17 protein-coding genes and 1 tRNA gene are annotated in these 21,596 nt (G+C 50.3%); 4 read left to right on the top strand and 14 right to left on the bottom strand.

Annotation, left to right across the window (positions count from 1 at the left end; all coding sequences use genetic code 11):
* Positions 1-107: 107 nt before the first annotated feature.
* Positions 108-407: a DUF1889 family protein gene (locus AC6HVW_RS15525; RefSeq protein WP_217497037.1), complete on the top strand. Its 300-nt coding sequence runs from the start codon at positions 108-110 to the stop codon at positions 405-407.
* Positions 408-825: 418 nt separating this feature from the next.
* On the opposite strand, the gene AC6HVW_RS15520 is transcribed toward AC6HVW_RS15525, so the two are convergent.
* A tRNA-Ile gene (locus AC6HVW_RS15520) sits at positions 826-902 on the bottom strand.
* 148 nt (positions 903-1,050) lie between these two features.
* Here AC6HVW_RS15520 and mug point away from each other — a divergent pair.
* Entirely contained in the window at positions 1,051-1,539 is a 489-nt protein-coding gene (mug, locus tag AC6HVW_RS15515) for a G/U mismatch-specific DNA glycosylase (protein WP_074031204.1), read from the top strand.
* Between the two features lie 49 nt (positions 1,540-1,588).
* Here the strand turns inward: mug and rpoD are convergent, their stop codons facing one another.
* From rpoD to rpsU, 3 genes are all read right to left on the bottom strand, one after another.
* Complete coding sequence (rpoD, locus tag AC6HVW_RS15510) at positions 1,589-3,427, bottom strand: RNA polymerase sigma factor RpoD (RefSeq protein WP_021179483.1); 1,839 nt, start codon at positions 3,425-3,427, stop codon at positions 1,589-1,591.
* Between the two features lie 157 nt (positions 3,428-3,584).
* The gene (gene dnaG / locus AC6HVW_RS15505) at positions 3,585-5,333 is read right to left on the bottom strand and encodes a DNA primase (protein ID WP_059201884.1); all 1,749 of its coding nucleotides are present in this window, start codon (positions 5,331-5,333) and stop codon (positions 3,585-3,587) included.
* Positions 5,334-5,470: 137 nt separating this feature from the next.
* Positions 5,471-5,686, bottom strand: a complete 216-nt coding sequence (rpsU, locus tag AC6HVW_RS15500) for a 30S ribosomal protein S21 (protein ID WP_001144069.1) — start codon at positions 5,684-5,686, stop codon at positions 5,471-5,473.
* Positions 5,687-6,010: 324 nt separating this feature from the next.
* Here rpsU and tsaD point away from each other — a divergent pair, with 324 nt between their 5' ends.
* The gene (tsaD, locus tag AC6HVW_RS15495; protein WP_115159962.1) at positions 6,011-7,024 is read left to right on the top strand and encodes a tRNA (adenosine(37)-N6)-threonylcarbamoyltransferase complex transferase subunit TsaD; all 1,014 of its coding nucleotides are present in this window, start codon (positions 6,011-6,013) and stop codon (positions 7,022-7,024) included.
* Between the two features lie 88 nt (positions 7,025-7,112).
* Here tsaD and AC6HVW_RS15490 read toward each other — a convergent pair whose 3' ends face one another.
* The 4 genes from AC6HVW_RS15490 to AC6HVW_RS15475 form a co-directional block, all read right to left on the bottom strand.
* Complete coding sequence (locus AC6HVW_RS15490) at positions 7,113-7,658, bottom strand: fimbrial protein (protein WP_059201867.1); 546 nt, start codon at positions 7,656-7,658, stop codon at positions 7,113-7,115.
* 495 nt (positions 7,659-8,153) lie between these two features.
* A complete protein-coding gene (locus AC6HVW_RS15485) occupies positions 8,154-8,711 on the bottom strand; it encodes a helix-turn-helix domain-containing protein (RefSeq protein ID WP_179254106.1) in 558 nt (185 codons plus the stop codon).
* Positions 8,712-8,821: 110 nt separating this feature from the next.
* Positions 8,822-11,437: a fimbria/pilus outer membrane usher protein gene (locus AC6HVW_RS15480; protein ID WP_497569536.1), complete on the bottom strand. Its 2,616-nt coding sequence runs from the start codon at positions 11,435-11,437 to the stop codon at positions 8,822-8,824.
* Between the two features lie 193 nt (positions 11,438-11,630).
* Positions 11,631-12,179, bottom strand: coding sequence for a fimbrial protein (locus tag AC6HVW_RS15475; protein WP_497569535.1), 549 nt, complete (start codon positions 12,177-12,179; stop codon positions 11,631-11,633).
* 1,438 nt (positions 12,180-13,617) lie between these two features.
* On the opposite strand from AC6HVW_RS15475, the gene AC6HVW_RS15470 reads away from it, so the two are divergent.
* Complete coding sequence (locus AC6HVW_RS15470) at positions 13,618-14,958, top strand: metal-dependent hydrolase family protein (protein WP_497569534.1); 1,341 nt, start codon at positions 13,618-13,620, stop codon at positions 14,956-14,958.
* A 476-nt stretch (positions 14,959-15,434) separates the two neighbouring features.
* Here the strand turns inward: AC6HVW_RS15470 and AC6HVW_RS15465 are convergent, their stop codons facing one another.
* The 6 genes from AC6HVW_RS15465 to AC6HVW_RS15440 all read right to left on the bottom strand — a co-directional run bounded on the left by AC6HVW_RS15465 (position 15,435) and on the right by AC6HVW_RS15440 (position 21,312).
* Positions 15,435-17,966 carry a fimbria/pilus outer membrane usher protein gene (locus AC6HVW_RS15465; RefSeq protein WP_497569533.1) on the bottom strand — a complete coding sequence of 844 codons (2,532 nt, stop codon included), beginning with the start codon at positions 17,964-17,966 and terminating at the stop codon, positions 15,435-15,437.
* A gap of 106 nt (positions 17,967-18,072) precedes the next feature.
* The gene (locus AC6HVW_RS15460; protein WP_497569532.1) at positions 18,073-18,774 is read right to left on the bottom strand and encodes a fimbria/pilus periplasmic chaperone; all 702 of its coding nucleotides are present in this window, start codon (positions 18,772-18,774) and stop codon (positions 18,073-18,075) included.
* 48 nt (positions 18,775-18,822) lie between these two features.
* Positions 18,823-18,999 (bottom strand): hypothetical protein, encoded by a 177-nt coding sequence (locus tag AC6HVW_RS15455; protein ID WP_497569531.1) that lies wholly within the window; start codon positions 18,997-18,999, stop codon positions 18,823-18,825.
* A 425-nt stretch (positions 19,000-19,424) separates the two neighbouring features.
* Positions 19,425-19,661, bottom strand: coding sequence for a hypothetical protein (locus AC6HVW_RS15450; RefSeq protein WP_059201865.1), 237 nt, complete (start codon positions 19,659-19,661; stop codon positions 19,425-19,427).
* A 439-nt stretch (positions 19,662-20,100) separates the two neighbouring features.
* Positions 20,101-20,604, bottom strand: a complete 504-nt coding sequence (locus tag AC6HVW_RS15445) for an NlpC/P60 family protein (protein WP_497569530.1) — start codon at positions 20,602-20,604, stop codon at positions 20,101-20,103.
* Positions 20,605-20,766: 162 nt separating this feature from the next.
* A complete protein-coding gene (locus tag AC6HVW_RS15440) occupies positions 20,767-21,312 on the bottom strand; it encodes a fimbrial protein (protein ID WP_497569529.1) in 546 nt (181 codons plus the stop codon).
* Positions 21,313-21,596: the final 284 nt, after the last annotated feature.

The raw sequence follows: 21,596 nt of genomic DNA, 5'->3' as shown, positions 1-21,596 counted from the left end.
GACCGCGCGAAAAATGAAAGAAAGTTAATGATCCCTATGACATTACGGCTTGTTTGGGTTCATATTATAAACTTGTTTATTACGTGGTTAATTTTAAGGATAAGAGTATGTCAACAGTAATAGATAAAGCACTGGACTTCATTGGCGGTATGAACACATCAGTACCCACACCGCATCCCATGGATGAAAGTACCGCTAAGGGAATACTTAAGTATTTGAGAGAATTAGGTGTGCCGGCTAGTGCAGCCGATGTCACTGCACGAGGTATTAAAGAGGGGTGGGATACCGGGTTCACGAAAAAAGTGGCCGGGTGGGCTGATAAAATTCAGTCTGGTGGTCGTGTTGTTATTAAAAATCCTGAATACTTTTCTTCGTACATGCAAGAAGAACTCCGGGCACTAGTTTGAGTTAACCGTTAGCAAATGGGTTAAGTACTCTAGGCGCTTTCACTATCAATGTGGGAGCGTTCCATCTATCAATCACACATTACGAGTGGTATTCGTTATACCAGTTTAAAGAATCCATAATTTCTCTCATTAGGCTATCGGGAAGAATAGATTCATCATCACTGTTAGCCAGTTCGAGTATTTTCCTCGGAGTAAGCCCCACATCGGCTAATAGCGGCCATCTGGTCTGCACATTCTGGACCGTTACAGCATCAGGAACATCATGAAGATTAAAAGGTATGCCCATAATGGCACGTCTGAGCATGCAATTTTTTGTTTCTTTAATGACCAATCCCCCCGGTAAAACTCGCTTATACTTCGTTGCGGTATCCTGAAAAAAATAAGGACCCACGTTATTAGCGTAAGTCCTTGTTTTATTTGGTGGCCCCTACTGGACTTGAACCAGTGACCAAGCGATTATGAGTCGCCTGCTCTAACCAACTGAGCTAAGGGGCCAGGCGGCGTGATTATACGGTAATCATGGGATGCAGGTCTACACCCATAAAACCATATGATGTTTTTATGCACAGTTCTAGCCTGTTGTAATTGCAGGCAGATTTTGCGATAACCGCGGTTAATTCCTTTTAACGGACTGGTGATACTCATGGAACTCTTGGCGCCAAACCTGCAGGTGGTGTTCTGCGGCATCAATCCTGGCCTTTCCTCTGCCCATCAGGGCTATCCTTTTGCCAATGGCAGTAACCGTTTCTGGAAGGTGATCCATCAGGCGGGCTTCACCGATCGCCAGCTGGCACCGGAACAGTGGCTACAGCTGCAAGATAACGGTTGTGGGATCACCGCTCTGGTCGCGCGGCCAACGGTGGCGGCCAGCGAACTTTCACGTGATGAACTGCGCGGTGGCGGTGAGGTGCTCAAAGAAAAAATTCTGCGTTACCAACCGCGAGCTTTGGCAATTCTGGGGAAACAGGCGTTCAGCAGTGCGTTTGGCGTGCGAAATGCCGCTTGGGGGCGTCAGGAGATGATGCTAGGTAAAACGGAGGTGTGGGTATTGCCTAATCCCAGTGGATTGAATCGTGCCACGCTGGAGCAGCTTACCGAGAGTTACCGCGAGCTATTCCTGGCGTTAAAATAAGGCATAAAAAAACCCCGGCGAGCCGGGGTTCTTACGAGGTTGTTAAACCTTAGTCATCCAGGAAGCTACGCAGCACTTCTGAACGGCTTGGGTGGCGCAGTTTACGCAACGCTTTGGCTTCGATCTGACGAATACGCTCACGGGTAACGTCGAACTGTTTGCCCACTTCTTCCAGCGTGTGGTCAGTGTTCATATCGATACCGAAACGCATACGCAGCACCTTCGCTTCACGTGCGGTCAGGCCAGCCAGGACGTCGTGCGTGGCAGAACGCAGGCTTTCAGAAGTGGCAGAATCCAGTGGTAGCTCGAGGGTAGTATCCTCGATGAAATCGCCTAGATGTGAATCTTCATCATCACCAATCGGCGTTTCCATGGAGATCGGCTCTTTGGCGATCTTCAGTACCTTACGGATTTTGTCTTCTGGCATCAGCATACGCTCGGCCAGCTCTTCCGGCGTTGGCTCACGGCCCATCTCTTGCAGCATCTGGCGCGAAATACGGTTGAGCTTGTTGATAGTCTCAATCATATGCACCGGAATACGGATGGTACGTGCCTGGTCGGCGATAGAGCGGGTGATAGCCTGACGGATCCACCAGGTGGCGTAAGTTGAGAACTTGTAGCCACGACGGTATTCAAACTTGTCTACCGCTTTCATCAAGCCGATGTTGCCTTCCTGGATCAGATCCAGGAACTGCAGGCCACGGTTGGTGTATTTTTTAGCGATCGAGATAACCAGACGCAAGTTGGCTTCAACCATTTCTTTCTTCGCGCGGCGGGCTTTCGCTTCACCGATCGACATACGACGGTTGATGTCTTTCACCTGCTCGATGGTCAGGCCGGTTTCTTCTTCGATCTGACGCAGTTTTTGCAGGCTGCGCTGAACATCTTCATTAACGTCTTTCAGCTTCTCTGACCATGGTTTACCCATTGCCAGTGCCGCTGCGAACCAGGTGTCGCTGGTTTCGTTGCCGGCGAACAGGGTGACGAAGTTTTTCTTCGGCATTTTGCACTGCTCAACGCACAGTTTCATGATGATACGTTCTTGCGTACGAACGCGATCCATCATGGTACGCATGCTGTTGACCAGGAAGTCGAACTGTTTTGGCACCAGGCGGAACTGCTTGAACACTTCAGACAGCTTCAGGATCTCTTCTGCTGCGCTGGCGTGGCTGCGGCCGTTCTTTTTGATAACCAGACGAGTAGCTTCGTACTGATCGCGCAGATCGGTAAACTTCTGGCGCGCCAGTTCTGGATCGATGCTGTTGTCGTCTTCGGCTTCGTCTTCTTCATCTTCGTCTTTGTCGTCGTCGTCCTGCTCTTCGGTGGTTAATTCAGAACCGATGTGAGTAGCGGTAGGGGCGATGTCTTCTTCCGCGTTAGGATCGACGAAGCCGGTGATCAGATCGGACAGGCGTGCTTCGCCAGCCTCGACACGATCGTACTGCTCCAGCAGATAGGTGATGGCTTCAGGGTACTCAGCAACCGAGCACTGCACCTGGTTGATGCCGTCTTCGATACGCTTGGCGATGTCGATTTCGCCTTCACGCGTCAGCAATTCAACGGTACCCATTTCACGCATGTACATGCGCACTGGGTCAGTGGTACGCCCGATTTCAGATTCTACGCTGGACAGCACCTGAGCGGCAGCTTCTTCCGCATCTTCGTCTGTGCTGTTGGTATTTTCAGCCAGCAGCAGGTCATCGGCGTCCGGTGCTTCTTCCATCACCTGGATGCCCATGTCGTTAATCATCTGGATGATGTCTTCGATCTGATCGGAGTCGACGATATCTTCCGGCAGATGGTCATTGACCTCAGCATAGGTCAGATAGCCTTGCTCCTTACCGCGTTGGACAAGAAGTTTAAGCTGTGACTGCGGGTTTTGCTCCATAAGACGGTATCCACACTTCAGAGTATTTGGGTTGGTGTCGGTCGGCGAAACCGCCAACAATAGCATTTGGGGCGTTTTTGTTGTTGCCGCGGCCCACTGTGGCGGCATATTGCAGGGCTCTGCCCTCGCATTTATCGGCACTTAAGCCGTTTGGTATTCAGTCTTTCTTCGCCAATGCCAGTTGTAATGACCAGAGTTCCTTGCGTTCGTCTGCATTCAGGCCATGCGTTCTGTCACGTGCGATCAAATCTTCCTGACGTTTTTCCAGTACCGAGTCGTAGAGATTCGTCAGAGTATCTAAAAAGTGTTGTTCAACTTGTTCCTCAACGATCATATGGTTCCATGTCGCCAAGGTTTCAAGCTGCGGGCTCAATTTGTTATCTCGGTACAGCTCCAGCAACTGGCCGGTAGTCAGGCCCGGCTGCGCTAAACAGGTCTGCACCAGTTCAACAAATAGCGGTAAACCCGCCTGTTTAGTCTGCTCGAGCCCTTCCAGAGAAGGGATAAGTGTAGCCAAACGCGGATTTTGCACCAGTAATCCTATCAGTATACGCATGGTTGTGCGTTTTAGCTGGGGCGCCTGATAAGTATTCGCATTTTCCGCCTGTTTGGGCATCAGCTTATCGAGCTGGCTATCGTCCAGCAGGCCCAGTTTGCTGCCTAGCTGTTGGCGCAGGTAGAGACGTAATGTCTCGCCCGGCACCTGAGTGATCAACGGTAGCGCCAAGGTACTCAGTTTGGCACGGCCATCCGGGCTGCTCAGGTCGACCTGTGGCATCAACGTTTCGAACAGGAAAGTGGAAAGCGGCTGCGCCAGCTCCATTCGCTGTTCGAAGGCGTCTTTGCCTTCTTTACGGACCAAGGTGTCCGGGTCTTCACCGTCTGGCAAAAACATAAACCGTAACTGGCGCCCATCGTTCAGATAGGGCAGTGCGGTTTCTAACGCGCGCCAGGCGGCTTCACGGCCAGCCCTGTCGCCGTCGTAACAGCAGACAACGTTATCGGTAGCGCGGAACAGCAGCTGAATATGTTCAGCCGTTGTCGAGGTTCCGAGTGAGGCAACGGCATAATCAATGCCATATTGCGCTAACGCCACCACGTCCATATAGCCTTCGACCACCAGCAAACGTTGCGGGTTGGCGTGGCTCTGCTGTGCTTCATACAGGCCGTACAACTGACGGCCCTTGTGGAATACTTCGGTTTCCGGCGAGTTCAGGTACTTGGGCATACCGTCGCCCAGTACGCGTCCACCAAAAGCGATTACCCGCCCGCGTTTGTCGCGGATGGGGAACATCACACGCTCGCGGAAGCGATCGTAAGTGCGCCCTTGATCGTTAGTCACCAACATTCCGGCATCGTTCAGTGCTGCCCGGCTGTCGGTATCACGCCCGAAACGTTTTAACGCATTATCCCAACCGGCAGGTGCAAAGCCGATGGCAAAATGGCGGATAACGTCGTCACTCAATCCGCGCTGTTGCAGGTAGTTGCGCGCCTGCGTCCCGTTGGATTGATGCAGTGACTGTTGATAGAACGCGCTGAGCTGTTCCATCAGTTGATATAGGCTTTGACGCTGATGGCGTTCGATTGGCGTCGGTCCGGTGCCTGCCTCGTAAGGCACTTCCAGCCCGTGCATGGTGGCCAGTTCCTCGATGGTTTCGACAAACTCGAGTCTGTCGTAATTCATCAGGAAGTCGACGGCGTTACCGTGCGCTCCACAACCAAAACAGTGATAAAACTGTTTGTCGCCATTAACGGTGAATGAAGGCGTTTTTTCGTGGTGGAACGGACAGCACGCGTGATAGTTCTTGCCCTGCTTTTTAAGCTTTACCCGGGCGTCGATCAGATCGACGATGTCGGTGCGAGCCAGCAAGTCATTGATAAATACACGCGGAATTCGTCCAGCCATAAGCCCCTGTTACGATTGCCTATAAACGAGAACAAGCCGCGCATTCCTTTCGGAAAGCACGGCCTTCGTATGCAACTACTCGGTCTGCGTGTTCTTGAAAAAGAAAAAAATCACGCGGTGGGGTTACCCCCGAAGGATTAATACAGACGAGTGCGGCGTGCGTTTTCGCGAGCCAGTTTCTTCGCGTGGCGTTTTACTGCAGAAGCTTTAGCGCGTTTACGTTCGGTAGTCGGTTTTTCATAGAACTCACGACGACGAACTTCAGCCAAAACACCCGCTTTTTCGCAGGAACGCTTGAAACGACGCAGTGCAACGTCAAATGGCTCGTTTTCACGTACTTTAATTACCGGCATGTGCCTCTCACCTCAATAGAATTCGGTTTGCTGCTGGCCAAGCGCCAGCCTTTTCAAAATGGTGCGGAATTTTACTTCAATGGATGCTGCTTTGTAAAGCACCATAGCAAATTGAAACACGCCGCGTTCCGGCAAACTCGCGCAATTATGCATCGGCCGCCGATTATAGACTAATCAGAAAAAATTGCTCGTTTTTAATCACCCGGCAGGCAACCTTGTGAATCATCGACATAGCGCACCATGGCGGCCAGGGTGCTGCAGGCTGGCGGTAAATGGCGTTGATTGTGATAAACTGGCGGCCGCACGTGAATGATGGGAAATGTAATGCGCGTATTGGGTATAGAAACGTCCTGCGATGAAACCGGTATTGCAGTGTATGACGATCAAGCCGGTTTGTTAGCCAACCAACTCTACAGCCAGGTGAAACTGCATGCCGATTACGGCGGCGTGGTGCCGGAGCTGGCTTCTCGCGATCACGTGCGCAAGACCGTGCCGCTGATCCAGGCCGCACTGAAAGAGGCGAACCTGAAGCCTACCGATATCGATGGCGTGGCGTATACCGCCGGGCCGGGTCTGGTGGGGGCCTTGTTGGTCGGGGCAACCATTGGCCGCGCACTGGCGTTTGCCTGGGGCGTGCCTGCGGTGCCGGTGCATCATATGGAAGGCCACTTGCTGGCACCGATGCTGGAAGACAACCCACCGGAGTTTCCGTTTGTGGCGCTGTTGGTGTCTGGTGGCCATACCCAACTGATCAGCGTGACCGGAATTGGTGAATATACCTTGCTGGGGGAGTCGGTCGACGACGCCGCTGGCGAAGCATTCGACAAAACCGCCAAGCTGTTAGGGTTGGATTATCCTGGCGGGCCGATGCTGTCGAAAATGGCGCAGCAGGGCACTGAAGGGCGCTTTACCTTCCCACGCCCAATGACCGACCGTCCAGGGCTGGATTTCAGCTTCTCCGGCCTGAAGACCTTTGCCGCCAATACCATCCGCTCTAACGGCAACGACGATCAAACCCGTGCCGACATTGCCCGTGCTTTTGAAGATGCGGTGGTGGATACGCTGGCGATCAAATGCAAACGCGCGCTGGAGCAGACTGGGTTTAAACGCCTGGTGATGGCCGGTGGCGTCAGTGCCAACCGCACGTTGCGTAGCAAGCTGGCTGAACTGATGAAAAAACGCGGTGGCGAAGTGTTCTATGCCCGCCCGGAATTCTGCACCGACAATGGGGCGATGATCGCCTATGCCGGGATGGTTCGGATGAAAAACGGGGGTAACCCGGAGTTGGGCGTTACCGTACGCCCACGTTGGCCGCTGGCAGAGCTGCCTGCGGTGTAAAAACCTGGTAGGTATGGTGGGAAAAAGTTTATAACAACGCCAAACCTAATATGAGATTGGGAGGGGTTTATGCCCCTCCCGGTAGGTATTACTGATATTGAATAGAATAAACTACGTTGCTGACCACGGTGCCCGGAGTGGTTGCACCTTCCGCGTAGTAGCGTACTGCGTATGGCAGGTTGGCGCTGCCGCTGGAAATGTCAACGTAAGCGGTATTGGTCACCTGGTTCTGGTTGCCTGCCTGAATGACCGAGCGGGAGGTGCTGGAGGCATCGAGCAGTTGCAGGCTGACGTTGGTTGCGCCACCGGTCAGGTTTTTCAGGCGGCCAGTAACCTGGTCAACAGATGCACCGGCTTCAAAGAAGGCAGAGGCCGTCTGCAGGGTACCGGAACAGTTGTTGAGTGCCATCACAAAGCCGGTTTCGCCAGCGGTTTTGGTGGCGGCATCCAGCAGGTTGGTGCCGATGGTTGGCAGCACCACGGTGGCGTCTGCAGCCTGGCCATCAACAACGACGTCACAGGTAGTGGCGGTCAGTTCACCATTAAAGTTGATGGTACCGGTAGAGGCGGCTTGCGCCATACCAACAGAACCGAATGCGGCGACCAGGGATGCAACGATGGCTAACTTTTTCATAATACTTCCTATTATCTTGTATTGAATAAACGATTCGGATATTCCGGAAAGGGGGAATGTCCTCACTCTATAAGGTGCGAAATATATAGACCTTCGCTTGATTAACAGCGTGTGAAACGTTTGGCGATAACTACAGTCGTCAATTAACCGATGTGATTAAGTAACTCACCCCGAATATTGAGCGAACTTCCTTGTTGAGTTTCTTTAATCGTGCCTTTGCTTCTTCACCCGTCACGCATCAATGATGATGTTTATCGTGCTGTCCTGCTGTTGGGATAAATACTATCCAAGAAAAGAGAATACTCTTAGTGAAGTAATATCAAGTCTTGTTGTCCACTCATATAGGTATTAAAAATCAATTGCTTACATTAAAATCTTAGGTTTGTATTATCTGATTATTTAGCGTTTCTACCTGATTGGTTTTGGTTTGAAATGCCAACAGCGTATCAGGTCAAGGTTGGATACGTGTCTGTACCCCAAGCAAGGCCGTTGTGTTCAAACAACGGCATCCCGTAAAAATTTTCCGCTGAAGGGCCATATCTCAAAAACATTTCTGCCGCCGAGTTTGTGCAATGCATTGCGTCGGTGTGCGTAAACGGTTTTGATTGAAATGGACAGGCACTGGCCGATTTTATGCACGTCCATGCCATTGATGGTATGGCGCATGACGACGTGTTCCTGTCTGGTCAGCGGATCTTGAGTCGCTTTTTGGGCATCGCTATCATTACCGATTATTTTTGCAACGATATCGTCAATGGTTGCATAGCTGTCCAGAGCCACGTACTGATTGAACGACAGCTTGAACTTTTCCTTGCGAGAGGTTGGGATGAAAATGACCTTTCCAGGAAAAATACCTGTTGATATCTGGAGTGAAAACGCCATACCAAAATTAGACGTATGGAAAATAAAAACATCATTTTTGTCAAAATTATCCATGTCGCTGTTTTCCAGAACGTTCGGTAACAGTTGTCTTATGTCCTTGGGGCTAAAGGGCAGTTTTTCTTTAACGCCTAAATAGAAAAAATTATTCTCCGTGACAATATATATCGTCATGATTAGCTCCTTTTATAATGACTATTCGTTTACAGACGGGTTTGCAGGTGTCGTTGCATTTCCTTCTGGCGAGAGTGAGGCACTTCTATCACTCTCGCCATGTTGTGGTGTCATGCAGGTACAGCGCGACGGGTCTTGTCAACTTGCCCAGCAGAGGGCTGACACACCGAGTTAAATTGCTGTATCTGCGCCTGTTTTTGCCCTTTGGCCACTGGCATCAGGATATAGCTGACGGTGCACTGCATCGTGCTGCCTTCGCCCCATTTCACCCGCAACTGACCTTTGTCTTCTGCGACACGCGCATACAACTGCCCTCCTTGCCCCACCGAGCCCACGTTGTTGCCTTTGCTGTCCAGGATGTCGGCACCAAACGGCACGGGATCGTCCTGGAAGGTGGCATTGATCAGAATCGGCGTCCCCCGCTTGGTGTTGTATTTCACCTTCACCACCGCGCCGGAGTAAGGCGCCACCTTCTGGCTGGTATTGTCCAGCTCCACATCGGATGCTGTGCCCTTCGGGTCGATGCTGATGTCGTTCATCTGATACGGGTTCAGGTACGGCACCACGGCATAGCCGTGCGAGTCAATCTTCACCCCCGGATAGGACGAGACGCTGGCCCCTTCGGCCCCCTTGGCCTCGACCAGGGCAAAGGTGTCCGCGGTGTACGGGGTGAAGCTCACACCACCGGAATGGGCGATCACCGTGCCGTTCATGCCGGCAGAGGCGCTGCGGTAGCCCTTACCGGTACCGACGGTGCCGCTCAACGCCGTTGCCGGACTGCGATAGTTGCCGCTCAACGAGCCGTTGGAGCCCATGCCCTGGTTGGCATTCATGGCCGTTGCGCCGTAGCTGAACTGGTTTTCCGCCCCGGCAGAGCCGGACACCGTGGCCTGCTGGCCATAACGGCCACTGCTGTCATGGGACAGGTCCATACGTAGTTGTGGCGTATGGGTCTGATCGCTGCGGCCCAGTGGCACGCTGAAACTCAGCAGGTAGTTGGTCTGCGAAGTCCCCAGGCTGGACAAGCTGCGGTTGGCGCTCAGGCCGTAAGAGAGGCTCTTGTAACGGTTGTTGTAGCCCATCTGGTACTGCTTCTCACTGCCGTCCCGGTTCCAGTAGTTTTGCAACGAGCCGCTGACATACAGTTGCCCCCAGTTACCCGGCAAGCCTTGTCCGGCCGTCAGTGTCAGGCGGTTCTTGGCGCGCCAGATGGAGTCCGGAGAATACCCTTGTGCCACCGCATCGCGTGTCTGCATCGCCGTCATGAAGTCCATGTAGCCATCGGTCGAAAAGCGATGGGCCGCCAGCGACAGGTTACTGTTGGTCTCGCTGATCAGTTTGCTGTAGCTCACCTGATAGCTTTGGCCGCTGAGGCTGCTATCCGCCCCGTCGGTGCCGTTTGGCAACTGCGCGTGGGCCTGGGTGACATCAAATGCCACCGCACCAATCGGGGTGCCGACCGCGGCGCCCAATTGCAGCGCATAATAATCCTGGTTGAGCTGCATGCCGCCGTAGCCGGTGATACGGTTGGTTAGCCCGCGCTGGTAAGTGGCCTGATACAGGGCCGGTTTATCGCGCAGGTTATCGCTGCGTACCTCCCCCCCGGTGATGCTATAGCGTGAAGATCCTGGGCGCAGCAACTGGGCGACGGAGGAATAGGGCACGGTGAAGGTCTGTTCGGTGCCGTCGGACTCGCGCACGGTGACCAGCAGATCGCCGCCGTAGCCGGTCGGGTACAGGTCGTTGATCAGGAACTCTCCCGGGGGGACCGTGGTTTCATACAGCACCTGGCTACCCTGGCGCACGGTGACGCGGGCGTTGGTCCGTGCGATACCGCGAATATCCGGCGCGTAACCGCGCAGGGACTCCGGCAGCATGCGTTCGTCGGTGGACAGTTGCACACCGCTAAACGGCAGCGTATCGAACAGATCCCCGGTGGTGTTCGACTGGCCCACTAGAGCACGGGCTTTGAGCGCCGGGATGTCGCGCTGCAGATAGGTATTGATGCTGCTGTACTGGCTTGGCCCATTATCCATCTGGGTATAAGAACCATTGTGCCGCAGATACCAGGCACCCAGATTTAACCCGGCGTTGAGGCCGGCAAACAGCGAGCTGAACGTCTCCCCGTTGGATTCGCTGGTGTAGCCATTGACGTTGTAGCCCAACAGTGCGGAAGCAATACCGCTGTCCCACAGCTCCGGGCTGACGGTGCCGCGTGCGGTATTCAGCATATAGACCTGGGGAATGAGGATATCCAGACGTTGTTCATTACTGTCAAAGTTCACCTGGGCTTCCGGCAATTTATGCTGCAGATCCAGGCACAGGTCGCCCGCTTGCTGCTGGCTTAAAAAGTCTGCCGGCAGTTTGTCGTAGTTGAAGGCGATATTTTTAATGATATCGGGGGTCAGGCAGGGATAAACGGTTTTATCTGCCCGCGCCTTGAATTCGATATCGACATTGCTGATCATCTGATCGTTGACATACAGGGCGGTTTTATACACGCCGGGCAGCGCCGAGGAGCCATTGGCAAAACGGCTGAGATCGACCGATTTCTCATCATCAACATTCAGGAAAGAAGCATCGAATTCCAGATTCTTTGCGATTTCTTGCGGTGCGGCCGCGGCCGTGTCGGCAGCAAAGGTGCCACCCGCAAAGAAGGTCGATAAAATGGCCAGCGTCAGGGGAGAAAGCCGCCCATGAAGGCTACGTTGCAAAGATTTAGGCATAAAGAACTCCTTCAGAGCTGATTTCCTGAATAATGATGAAGACGGTCATTAATGTGATGGGACGTTGTGGATGCTTATTTCACGATGGCATCAAGGGTCAGTTCGACACTCTGATCATTCACATGGGTTCCACAGTGGACCGTGCACCCAACGCCGGGTGATTTGGGAGGGGGATACCCCCTCCCACAAGCCATTACTGGTACTGGATAGAATAAACAACGTTGCTATCAACCAGACCGGCAGTGGTTGGCGCTTCTGCATAGTAGCGAACGATGTAAGACAGGTTGGCGCTGCCACCTGAGACATCCTTGTAACCCGCAGTGGTTTTCTGGATCTGGTTACCCACATTGATCACGCTTGGTGAAGAATTGTTGGCATCCAGCAGCTCCAGGCTAACGTTGGTTGCGCCAGTACCGTTCAGGTTTTTCAGACGGCCAGTGGTCAAATCAACGGAAGAACCTGCTTCGAAGTAAGCCGCTGCGGTTTGCAGTGTGCCGGCACAGTTGTTCAGCGCCATGACGAAGCCGGTATCACCCGCTCGTTTGGTGGCGGCATTCAGTTGATTGGTACCGACGGTTGGCAGCGTAACGGTGGCGTCCGCAGCCTGGCCGTCAACAACGACGTCACAGGTGGTGGCGGTCAGTTCACCGTTAAAGGTGATGGTACCGGTAGAGGCGGCTTGTGCCATACCAACAGAACCGAATGCGGCGACCAGGGATGCAACGATGGCTAACTTTTTCATAATATTTCCTATTACCTTATATTGAATTAACGATTTTGAGCTCCCGAATAAGGGGAGTATTATTATGTGTAGGCCGATATAAATAGACCTTCACCCAGTTAACAGCGTGGGAAACGTTTGGCGATAACTGCAGTCGTCAATTAACCGATGTGATTAAGTAACTCACTCCGAATAATGAACGTTACTCCTTACTGAGTATTTTTAACGATGCCTTTGTTTCTTTACCAGTCACGCATCAATTTCTCTGTCTGACGTGCTGTCTTGCTGCTGAGGAAATAGTAAGGCTTGGCAGGGAAAATTCCGAATAAAGTAATATTAAGTTGTATTGCTCTGTTTTTTTACCTTTGTAAGTCATGGAGTTATGTGATTATCTTATGACGTAAAAACCAGGTCCTTTAACGTTCTAACAGGATCAACCATAAATACCTAAGAAAATCTTATAATGGTGTGATTTTTAAGGTGATATTCTGATAGTGAGAAATGCTATGGGTGGGATGTTGACGTCGGTGAGCATCGCTATAATGATTTAACTGTTTGTAATTAATAGATTGTAAATTTAAGAAAGATTTCATTGGTAAGTAGGGGGGGAGAGGACTGGATGCGTTCAATAAGTTGACAGTGCTATATCGTGGAAAGGGTAAAAGTGAATACCTACTACATTATAGCCGGAAATAATGTCTTTTCTAGTCGGAAGGGGGAAGATGAACAAGGAGTGTTAGTGATCTTGCAGAGGTTGCGCCGGGTCTCGTTGGCCGTCATTAGTGTTTTTTGTAGCACATTTTTGACGCTAGCCATACACTATATGTATCATAAATCCAGCATTTTTCGAGGTTAATACTAATAATAGTCTTAAAATTTTTTTTCTGTTTGTTATTTTTTTTCATGAGTACCAAGCGGTTGCGATAGGAAATGCTTTTATTTAGGAGAACAAAGTCTTATAAGATGCTGTGATTCTGCTACTCTTAATTCTGCTATTGGCAAACACTAAACTGAATATGTCAGCTTGATTTTATCTTCGTTCCTTTCTTGGGGGGGATATGGATATTCTATTGTTGGGTATTTCATCCTTATATGGATTTTTTATCGTTGTGCTATTCACTGTTGCTATATGCCTTGGATTAATACGGCAGGATAACTTAGAGTGTAAGTGGATCATTTTCACCATCAACACAGTATGTGCCGTTAGTCTTTTTATTATTTTAGCTTGCCTATGTATAGATTGAATATTTTCGAATTATATACGTTAACCCGTGATCTTTGCTGAAAAAACAACGCATTGTATTTTAATGATATTTTTTCATGGCAACCCTATAAAAACGTTCTACACTCTATTGAGGTTGAAGTCTTTCCATGCGCTTTTGGATATTAATGGGACGGCACGCTATCGATTATAAATAATAAACACTACCTGCTTAAGGGATACGAGAGGGCTATACCAATGTCAAATGTAATCAACAGAACTTTCCTGGCTGCATGTATAACCAGCCTTCAGCTCCTGCCTGCACCATCCATTGCTCAATCGTCAATGACTATCTTCGAGGATGTACGGATCTTTGACGGCAGCACCTTGACTGCCAAGATGAATGTGGCCGTTGAAGGCAATAAAATTACGCAAATCTCTTCCCAACCGATTAGTTTAACCGCCGATGCGCTGCATATCGCTGGCAATGGCCAAACACTGATGCCTGGCCTTATCGATGCTCACTGGCACACCTTTATGGTTCGACCTACCATGGTTCAGGCATCCATGGCCCCGTTAACTTTTATTACGTTACTGGCTGGTGCTGAGGCAGAGTCAACACTGCTGCGTGGCTTTACCAGCGTTCGTGATTTGGGGGGGCCGGCATTTGGCTTAAAACTCGCTATTGATAATGGCGTCATCAAAGGGCCACGCATCTGGCCATCAGGGGCAATGATTTCGCAAACGGGTGGCCATGGTGATTTTCGTATGCTTTCCGAGATCCCCTCTACCCCTGATCAATTGAGCTATCCAGAGCGAGTGGGTATCTCTGCGATAGCAGATTCGCCCGATGAGGTTCGCAAGCGCACCAGAGAACAATTATTGCAAGGAGCCAGCCAGATCAAGCTGACCGGGGGCGGTGGCGTCTCTTCTCCCTATGGCCCGATAGATACGGTACAACTTAGCGTCGATGAAATTCACGCCGCAGTCGAGGCCGCTGCGAATTGGGGGACCTATGTGACAGTCCATGCATATACCCCGGAAGCCATTCGTAATGCCATTCAGGCCGGTGCAAAAGTGATTGAACATGGTCAACTGGCCGATGATGCAACGGCAAAATTGATGGCAGATACGGGAACATGGTGGAGCCTGCAACCATTTTTGGCTGATGAAAACGCCAATCAACTGCCCGATGCCGCTGGGCAAGCCAGAGCAGCGCAAGTTTTTGCCGGAACGGATAATGCTTATCGGTTGGCAAAAAAATATGGTGTGAAAGTCGCATTTGGCACGGACATTTTATTTGATGCTAATTTGGCAGCCCGACAAGGCTCACAGCTTTCTACTATGACGCGTTGGTACACCCCAGCCGAAGTTCTCAAAATGGCGACAGCTGATAATGCAAAGTTGTTGGCGCTATCAGATCGACGCAATCCCTATCCAGGAAAACTGGGTGTTGTCGAAGTCGGGGCCTTAGCTGACTTATTACTGGTCAACGGCGATCCAATCGCTGATATCGGCCTGCTAGCCGATCCTGGCAAAAACCTGACTGTTATTATGAAAGACGGCCAGATAGTAAAAAACCAGCTGGCTGCGAAGTAAACTCTCTTATAGCGAGGTTTGGCGCCTACTCGAGAAAATACGCCGTAAGAACCTAAAATTATAAAATCTAAAGAGACGTCTCAGAGTCATTTATTATGATTCTGAGACGCTCAGGTGAGGTAATTTGGCTTCACCTTCCGCGATAAGTGTCTTGCAGTACAGTTATAAAATATTTTTATTGAATTTAATCAATGTATTGCATGGTTTTATTATGTGTTAACCTTGCTCTACTCATAAGGGTAAAGGAGGCGGTTTTTTTATCTAATAAATGTGACGTCGTTGTTGATAGTCAGGCTGCAGACGCCACCGTGGTGCTGCCTACCATCGGCACCAACCTGCCATACGCAGTGTGCTATTCAATATCAATAAAAGGCTTTGGGAAGTGAATTGCCTCCTTGTCTGAGCGTTGGAACGTTATCGGGCAATCAACCTTTGTATTACCCGATAACGCCAATGGCACCAGAGTTGGAGGGGACTCATTGACATTCCGAGTCGAAGACCTGAATGGACATCATAGTACCGTCTCTTGCCTCAGGCATTAGCATATATCCGATGATGCATTGCATGTTGTTGCTCTCACCCCATTTGACCGTGAGTAGCCCTTGGTCTTCCGCGACACGGGCATAGACTTGCCCGCCCTGACCCACAGAACCTACGTTGTTGCCGTTACTGTCAAAAACATCGGCCCCAAAGGGAACCGGCCCCTCTTGATAGGTGGCATTAATCAGGATCGGTGTACCCCGTTTGGTAGCGTATTGTAGTTTTACCACTGCACCGGAATACGGGGCCACCTTCTGACTGGTATTGTCCAGCTCGATATCGGACGAAGTGCCTGTCGGGTCAATGCTTATGTCGTTCATCTGGTACGGGTTCAGGTAAGGAACCAATGCATAACCGCGAGAGTTGATGTTCACCCCCGGATAAGATGACACGCTAGCCCCTTCAGCACCTTTGGCTTCAACCAAAGCAAAAGTATCCGAGGTGTATGGCGTGAAGGTCACCCCCCCGGCATGGCCGATCATCGTACCGGTTATGCCGGCCGAGCCACTCTGGTAACCTTGACCCGTGCTGTAGGTTCCACTCAATGCTGAGACTGGGCTTCTATAGTTACCACTTACGGAGCCGCTGGCGCCCATCCCCTGGTTGGCATTCATGGCGTTTATCCCATAGCTGAACTGGTTTTCTTCCCCGACGCTACCTGAAACGGTCGCCTGCTGGCCATTGCGGCCACTGCTATCGTGAGACAGGTCCATGCGCAACTGAGGTGTGTGGGTCTGGTCATCCCGTCCCAGAGGCAGGCTGAAACTCAGCAGAAAGTTGGTTTGCATTGTGCCCAGGCTGGAATGGCTTCGGTTGGCGCTGATACCATAGGAGAGACTTTTGTATCGATTGTTGTACCCCACTTGGTACTGCATATCACTGCCATCCTGGTTCCAGTAGTTTTGCATCGACCCACTGACATACAGCTGCCCCCAGTTATCCGGCAGGCCCTGCCCGGCAGTCAGGGTCAGGCGATCTTTAATACGATATATAGTATCCGGATCGTACCCTTGCTCTACGGCATTTCGTGTCTGCATGGCCGTCAAAAAGTCCATGTAGCCTTGAGAAGAGGAGTGATGCAGCACGATGGAAAGGTTGCTGTTGGTCTCACTAATCAGCTTGCTGTAAGTGAGTTGATATCTTTGCCCGCTCTGGGAGCCGTTTGAACGATGCACTCCATTCATATCGGTACTGTCGTCCAACTGCGTCCGGGCCTGAGTAACGTCAAAGGCCAGAGCCCCTATCGGCAGACCAAAAGCGGCTCCGATCTGAAAGGCGTAATAATCCTGGCTGGCCTGAATGCCGCCATAGCCGGTGATGGCGTTATTGAGGCCATATTGATAGGTGGTCTGGAACAGCGCGGGCTTCTCACGCAGGTTTTCCGCACGTAACTCACCAGCGGTGATCGCGTACCGTGACGATCCAGGTCGGAGCAATTGGGCCACCGAGGCATAGGGGACGCTAAAAGTTTGTTCGGTACCGTCAGACTCACGTACGGTGACGACAAGATCGCCACCATAGCCGGTTGGGTACAGGTCATTGATCAGGAATTCACCAGGTGTGACGGTCGTTTCATACAAGACCTGACCATTTTGGGTTACCGTGACTCGCGCGTTGGTGCGTGCAATCCCTCGAATTTCCGGAGCATAACCGCGCTGAGATTCCGGTAACATCCGCTCGTCGGTAGCCAGTTGCACACCGGTAAAAGGCAAGGTATCAAACAACTGGCCGGTGGTGTTCGACTCACCTAGCAGCATTCGGCCCTTCAGCTGCGGGATATCACGCTGCAGATAGGAATTGATACTGGTGTATTGGCTTGGTCCGTTGCTCATCTGGTTATAAGAGCCGTTGTGACGTAGATACCAGGCTCCCAGATTCAGCCCGGTGTTGACGCCAGCAAACAGCGAACTAAAGGTTTCGCCGTGTGACTCGCTGGTATAGCCATTGACGTTATAACCAAGCAGGAAGGCGGGTACTCCGCTGTCCCAGAGTTCCGGACTGACGGTGCCACGGGCGACATTCAGCATGTAAATCTGGGGAATAATGATATCCAGGCGTTGTTCATTGCTGTCGAAATTGACCTGTGCCTCTGGCAGCTTTTGCTGTAGATCCAGGCACATGCCACTGCCAGCCTGTCGGCTCAAAAAGTCTGGTGGCAGCTTCTCGTAGTTGAAAGCGATATTTTTAATAATGTCGCTGGTCAGACAGGGGTAGACCGACTTGTCGGCCCGTGGCTTGAATTCAATATCGGTGTTACTGATCAGTTGTTCATTGACGTACAGCGCGATTTTGTAGATGCCCGGCAGAGCAGAGGCGCCTGCGGCAAAGCGGCTGAGGTCGACCGACGTTTCGTCATCCACATTCAGAAAGGATGAATCGAACTCGAGATTCGGGGGCGCTTGTGGCGCAGGGGGGGCTTCCGCCTGAGCTCTGCCCACCAGAACAATTGAGAGCACTGCTGTGCCCATAAGAGCGAAGCGAGCCCAAAAAATATGCCGCAAAAATTTTGACACCTTGCCCCCCAAGAGCTTGACACCGAAGTCACCACATATGTTGTGAATAGCTAAAGATGGGCTATCTAATGACAGCGTCTATGGGGATTACCGCACCGTAGTCATTAACAAAGCTGGTGCTGATCTTACTGCCAGCATTACCCGGTAAATTCAGTGCCAGGTTTGAACGAGGCGGTACCATGGCGTTATCGAGTTTCTTGCCGTTGACCGACAGGTTCACGAAAGAAACATAATACGGGGTGGGGTTGTTGGCCTGTACTTTCCCACCTTGGGTGCTCCAGATGACGGCTTTAGCCGCGTCGTTGGCGTTGCCTTCCAGGCCTTTTGGGCGATAGAACAGCTTGATGCGGGTACGAAAAGCCATCTGCAGTTTGTTCTCACCGGTTGCTGCCTGGCTCTTGGCCGGGACTTCCAGCACGTTCAACCAGAATACCGATTCTTTATCCATCGGCAATGTGCCACCAGCATAGCTGATACGCAATGTCTGGCCTTTACCGGGTTCGACACGGTTCATTGGTGGGGTCAGCACAAACGGCACTTTGATTGCGGCGGGTTTGGCATTGGCATCACCGTTATCGATCCAGCTTTGCAGCAGTACCGGCGAGGGGCCCACATTGCTGATTTTAACGCTGACTTCTTTAGCATCAGAGGGGTAAATAACACGCGTGCCGCTCACGACGACACTAGCCAGCGAGTGGGCACTAAATAAGGCAGCTGCGGTAAGGGTAACAATCTGGCATATATTTTGAGAAAAAAGTTTCATAAAAACTCCTGACTCGCCTGATAAAGGGAGGGGGAAGTATTACCGGTATTAAATAGAATAGACTACATTTCTGACCACGGTGCCCGGAGTGGTTGCTCCTTCAGCATAGTAAGGAACCGCATAAGGCAGGTTGGCGCTGCCGCTGGAAATGTCAACGTAAGCAGTGTTGGTAACCTGGTTCTGGTTACCGGCCTGAATGACCATACGAGAGGAAGTTGGACGCATCGAGCAACTGCAGGCTGACTTTGGTTGTACCTCCGGTCAGCTTGTTCTGGATAGCTCAATTGCAGGATGCCTGGTATTTCTGGGGTGTGGCTGAAGTGTCATCCTAATCGTGATCACTAATGGTAAAAGTATCAACAAAGACTATCAGTGGCTCGAACTTTGCGACAGTAAAAAAATGAGAACGTACCATCACGATAAGCAGTAAGTGATTTGTAAAACTACGTTAAAAATCATGAGTAGATACTGTGGTGGCTGTGAGTAAATAGAGATAAACACCCAAAAAAATACCCCGAGGAAGTTAGGTGTCTCGGGGTTATGATTTTTTAGAGTATATTATCTCTTCATTAGCATGTCACTAATGAGTTTGTATTTAGTAGTTAAAAATAAAGCTATCTATAAAAAGGTAGAATTAAATTCTATTGTCTTTATATGGCATTGAGTAATTTGCGTTTCTCAATTTCCAGTGTCTCTATACTTACCGCAGATGATAAACATTTGAACTGCTCTATCTTTTGTTTTACAGACTCGCTCGTTAGCCCACTTGTTGGTAGCACTGCAGATAGTAGGTGAAGCGACAGTTCCGAACGTATGACTAAGTGCTCTATCACTTTATCTTGGATGGCAATTCGATTACGGAGGTCATTTATATCTCTTTCAGACATGTTTTTTTCCTTGTCTGTGGTTACGGGCTTAGAAGATAGCACTTTTGTGATTAATTGAAAACATACTGCTATTGCACCATTTTATCGAGTGCTTGAGCCCTCTATAGTCTGCAACTGAATGAAGAGTTTTGTGTTGTAGCAACATCTAAAGTTTCAAGGCTGGTTTTAATAATGATCATGATATTTCTTATTTTTCATGTTGTTATGCGATTCTGTCGTTGGTTTTTGTACGTGATTTTTTCGATGGGAATTTAATTTTTCTATTTTTGTATTGCTAAGTGTTTTTATATTCATATCAATAAGTTATGTAATTACTTTGTGTTATAAAAAACAGCCTCGGCATAACATTGAATATCATCGAATTGCATATATAAGAAATTCACGTATCTAATTGATAGATATCATTCTATATATATATAAGGACCCTTCCGGAACCAGCTTATACATTTTCCAGTTTTATACGCCGTGCCTGCTCATAGCGTGTTTTCCAGTATTGATTATCCAGCGTTGAGACGGTGACGCCAGCGCTGCTGGAGGCATGAATAAACTTTCCCTCCCCTATATAAACGCCCACGTGGCGCTCCTGCGGTGACGTTTTAAAAAACACCAGATCGCCAGTATCCAAATCATGCTTACCAATCCGCGAGCCCAATTTGGCCTGTTCATGGGAGCTTCTTGGCAAGCTTAAGGCGAATTCGTCAGCGAACACGCGCTGCGTATAGGCAGAGCAATCGATCCCCTGACGGTTGTTTCCACCAAATTTGTAACTGACCCCTTCCCATCGATCGTAATGCGTCAGGATTTTATTGAGTTTCTGCTTATCGTTATGCGCATTAGCTGGGGTACTGGCAGTATGGCTGTTCTCCTGGTAGGGTTCTGCGTTAGTAGAAAAGGTCAGTAAGGAGATTAAAACCAGAATCAATAGAATAAAAATCTTGAGCATGGGGATATCTGAAATAGAAATGAAGTGGCTGTCCTTGATTGGGATAGTTAGTCGTTCCTTATGATGTTAATTTAAAGCCTAGGTATTTAATAACGGATGAGGCTGTTAACTGATGCCTAAATACTCAGACAGGGAGGAGCATACCCCCTCCCTGTTGCGTTATTACTGGTACTGAATGGAGTAGACCACGTTGCTGATCACGGTACCTGCCGTGGTAGGTGCTTCAGCATAGTAGCGTACGATGTATGGCAGAGTGGTGCTGCCGCCTGAGACATCTTTATAGGTGGTGTTCATTACCTGGTTGGCGTTACCGGCCTGGATGATGGCCTGTGACGAACTTGAACCGTCGAGCAGTTGCAGGCTGACGTTGGACGCCGAGCCAGTCAGGTTTTTCAGACGTCCGGTCAGGGAGTCTACTGACGCGCCCGCTTCAAAAAAGGCCGAGGCCGTCTGCAGCGTGCCGGAACAATTGTTCAGTGCCATCACAAAGCCCGTGTCCCCAGCAGTTTTGGTGGCGCTATTCAGTTGATTGACACCCACTGTTGGCAACACCACAGTAGCATCAGCCGTCTGGCCGTCCACAACGACGTCACAGGTGTTGGCAGTAAGTTCACCGTTAAAGGTGATGGTACCGCTAGAAGCAGCTTGCGCCATACTGACGGAACCGAAAGCGGCGACCAGAGATGCAACGATAGTTAATTTTTTCATATTCATTTACCTGTATGTAATAAGTTAAAAACTTCCGTATTCCCAGAGCGGGATATATTCAAGAGCGGGTACGATATTGAAAGTTACATCGCTCGCTAAACAGCGCTGGACAGGTCCCTATAGTCATCGACGTCGACGTAGGCATTGAGTTTAAAGTAAAACTCAGCATGCTACATTTACGTCATTTCCTTATGGGGCTATCAGAGAGCTATTGTTCACCCTGATAAACATCCTGTACTGTTCTTGTCCTGTTTTGCTGTTGGGATAAATACTATCGTGAAAAA

The sequence above is a fragment of the Serratia sp. NCCP-200 genome, assembly GCF_059697885.1.
Note: the sequence above shows the minus strand (reverse complement) of the source record. Positions and strands in the feature narration are given on the sequence as shown.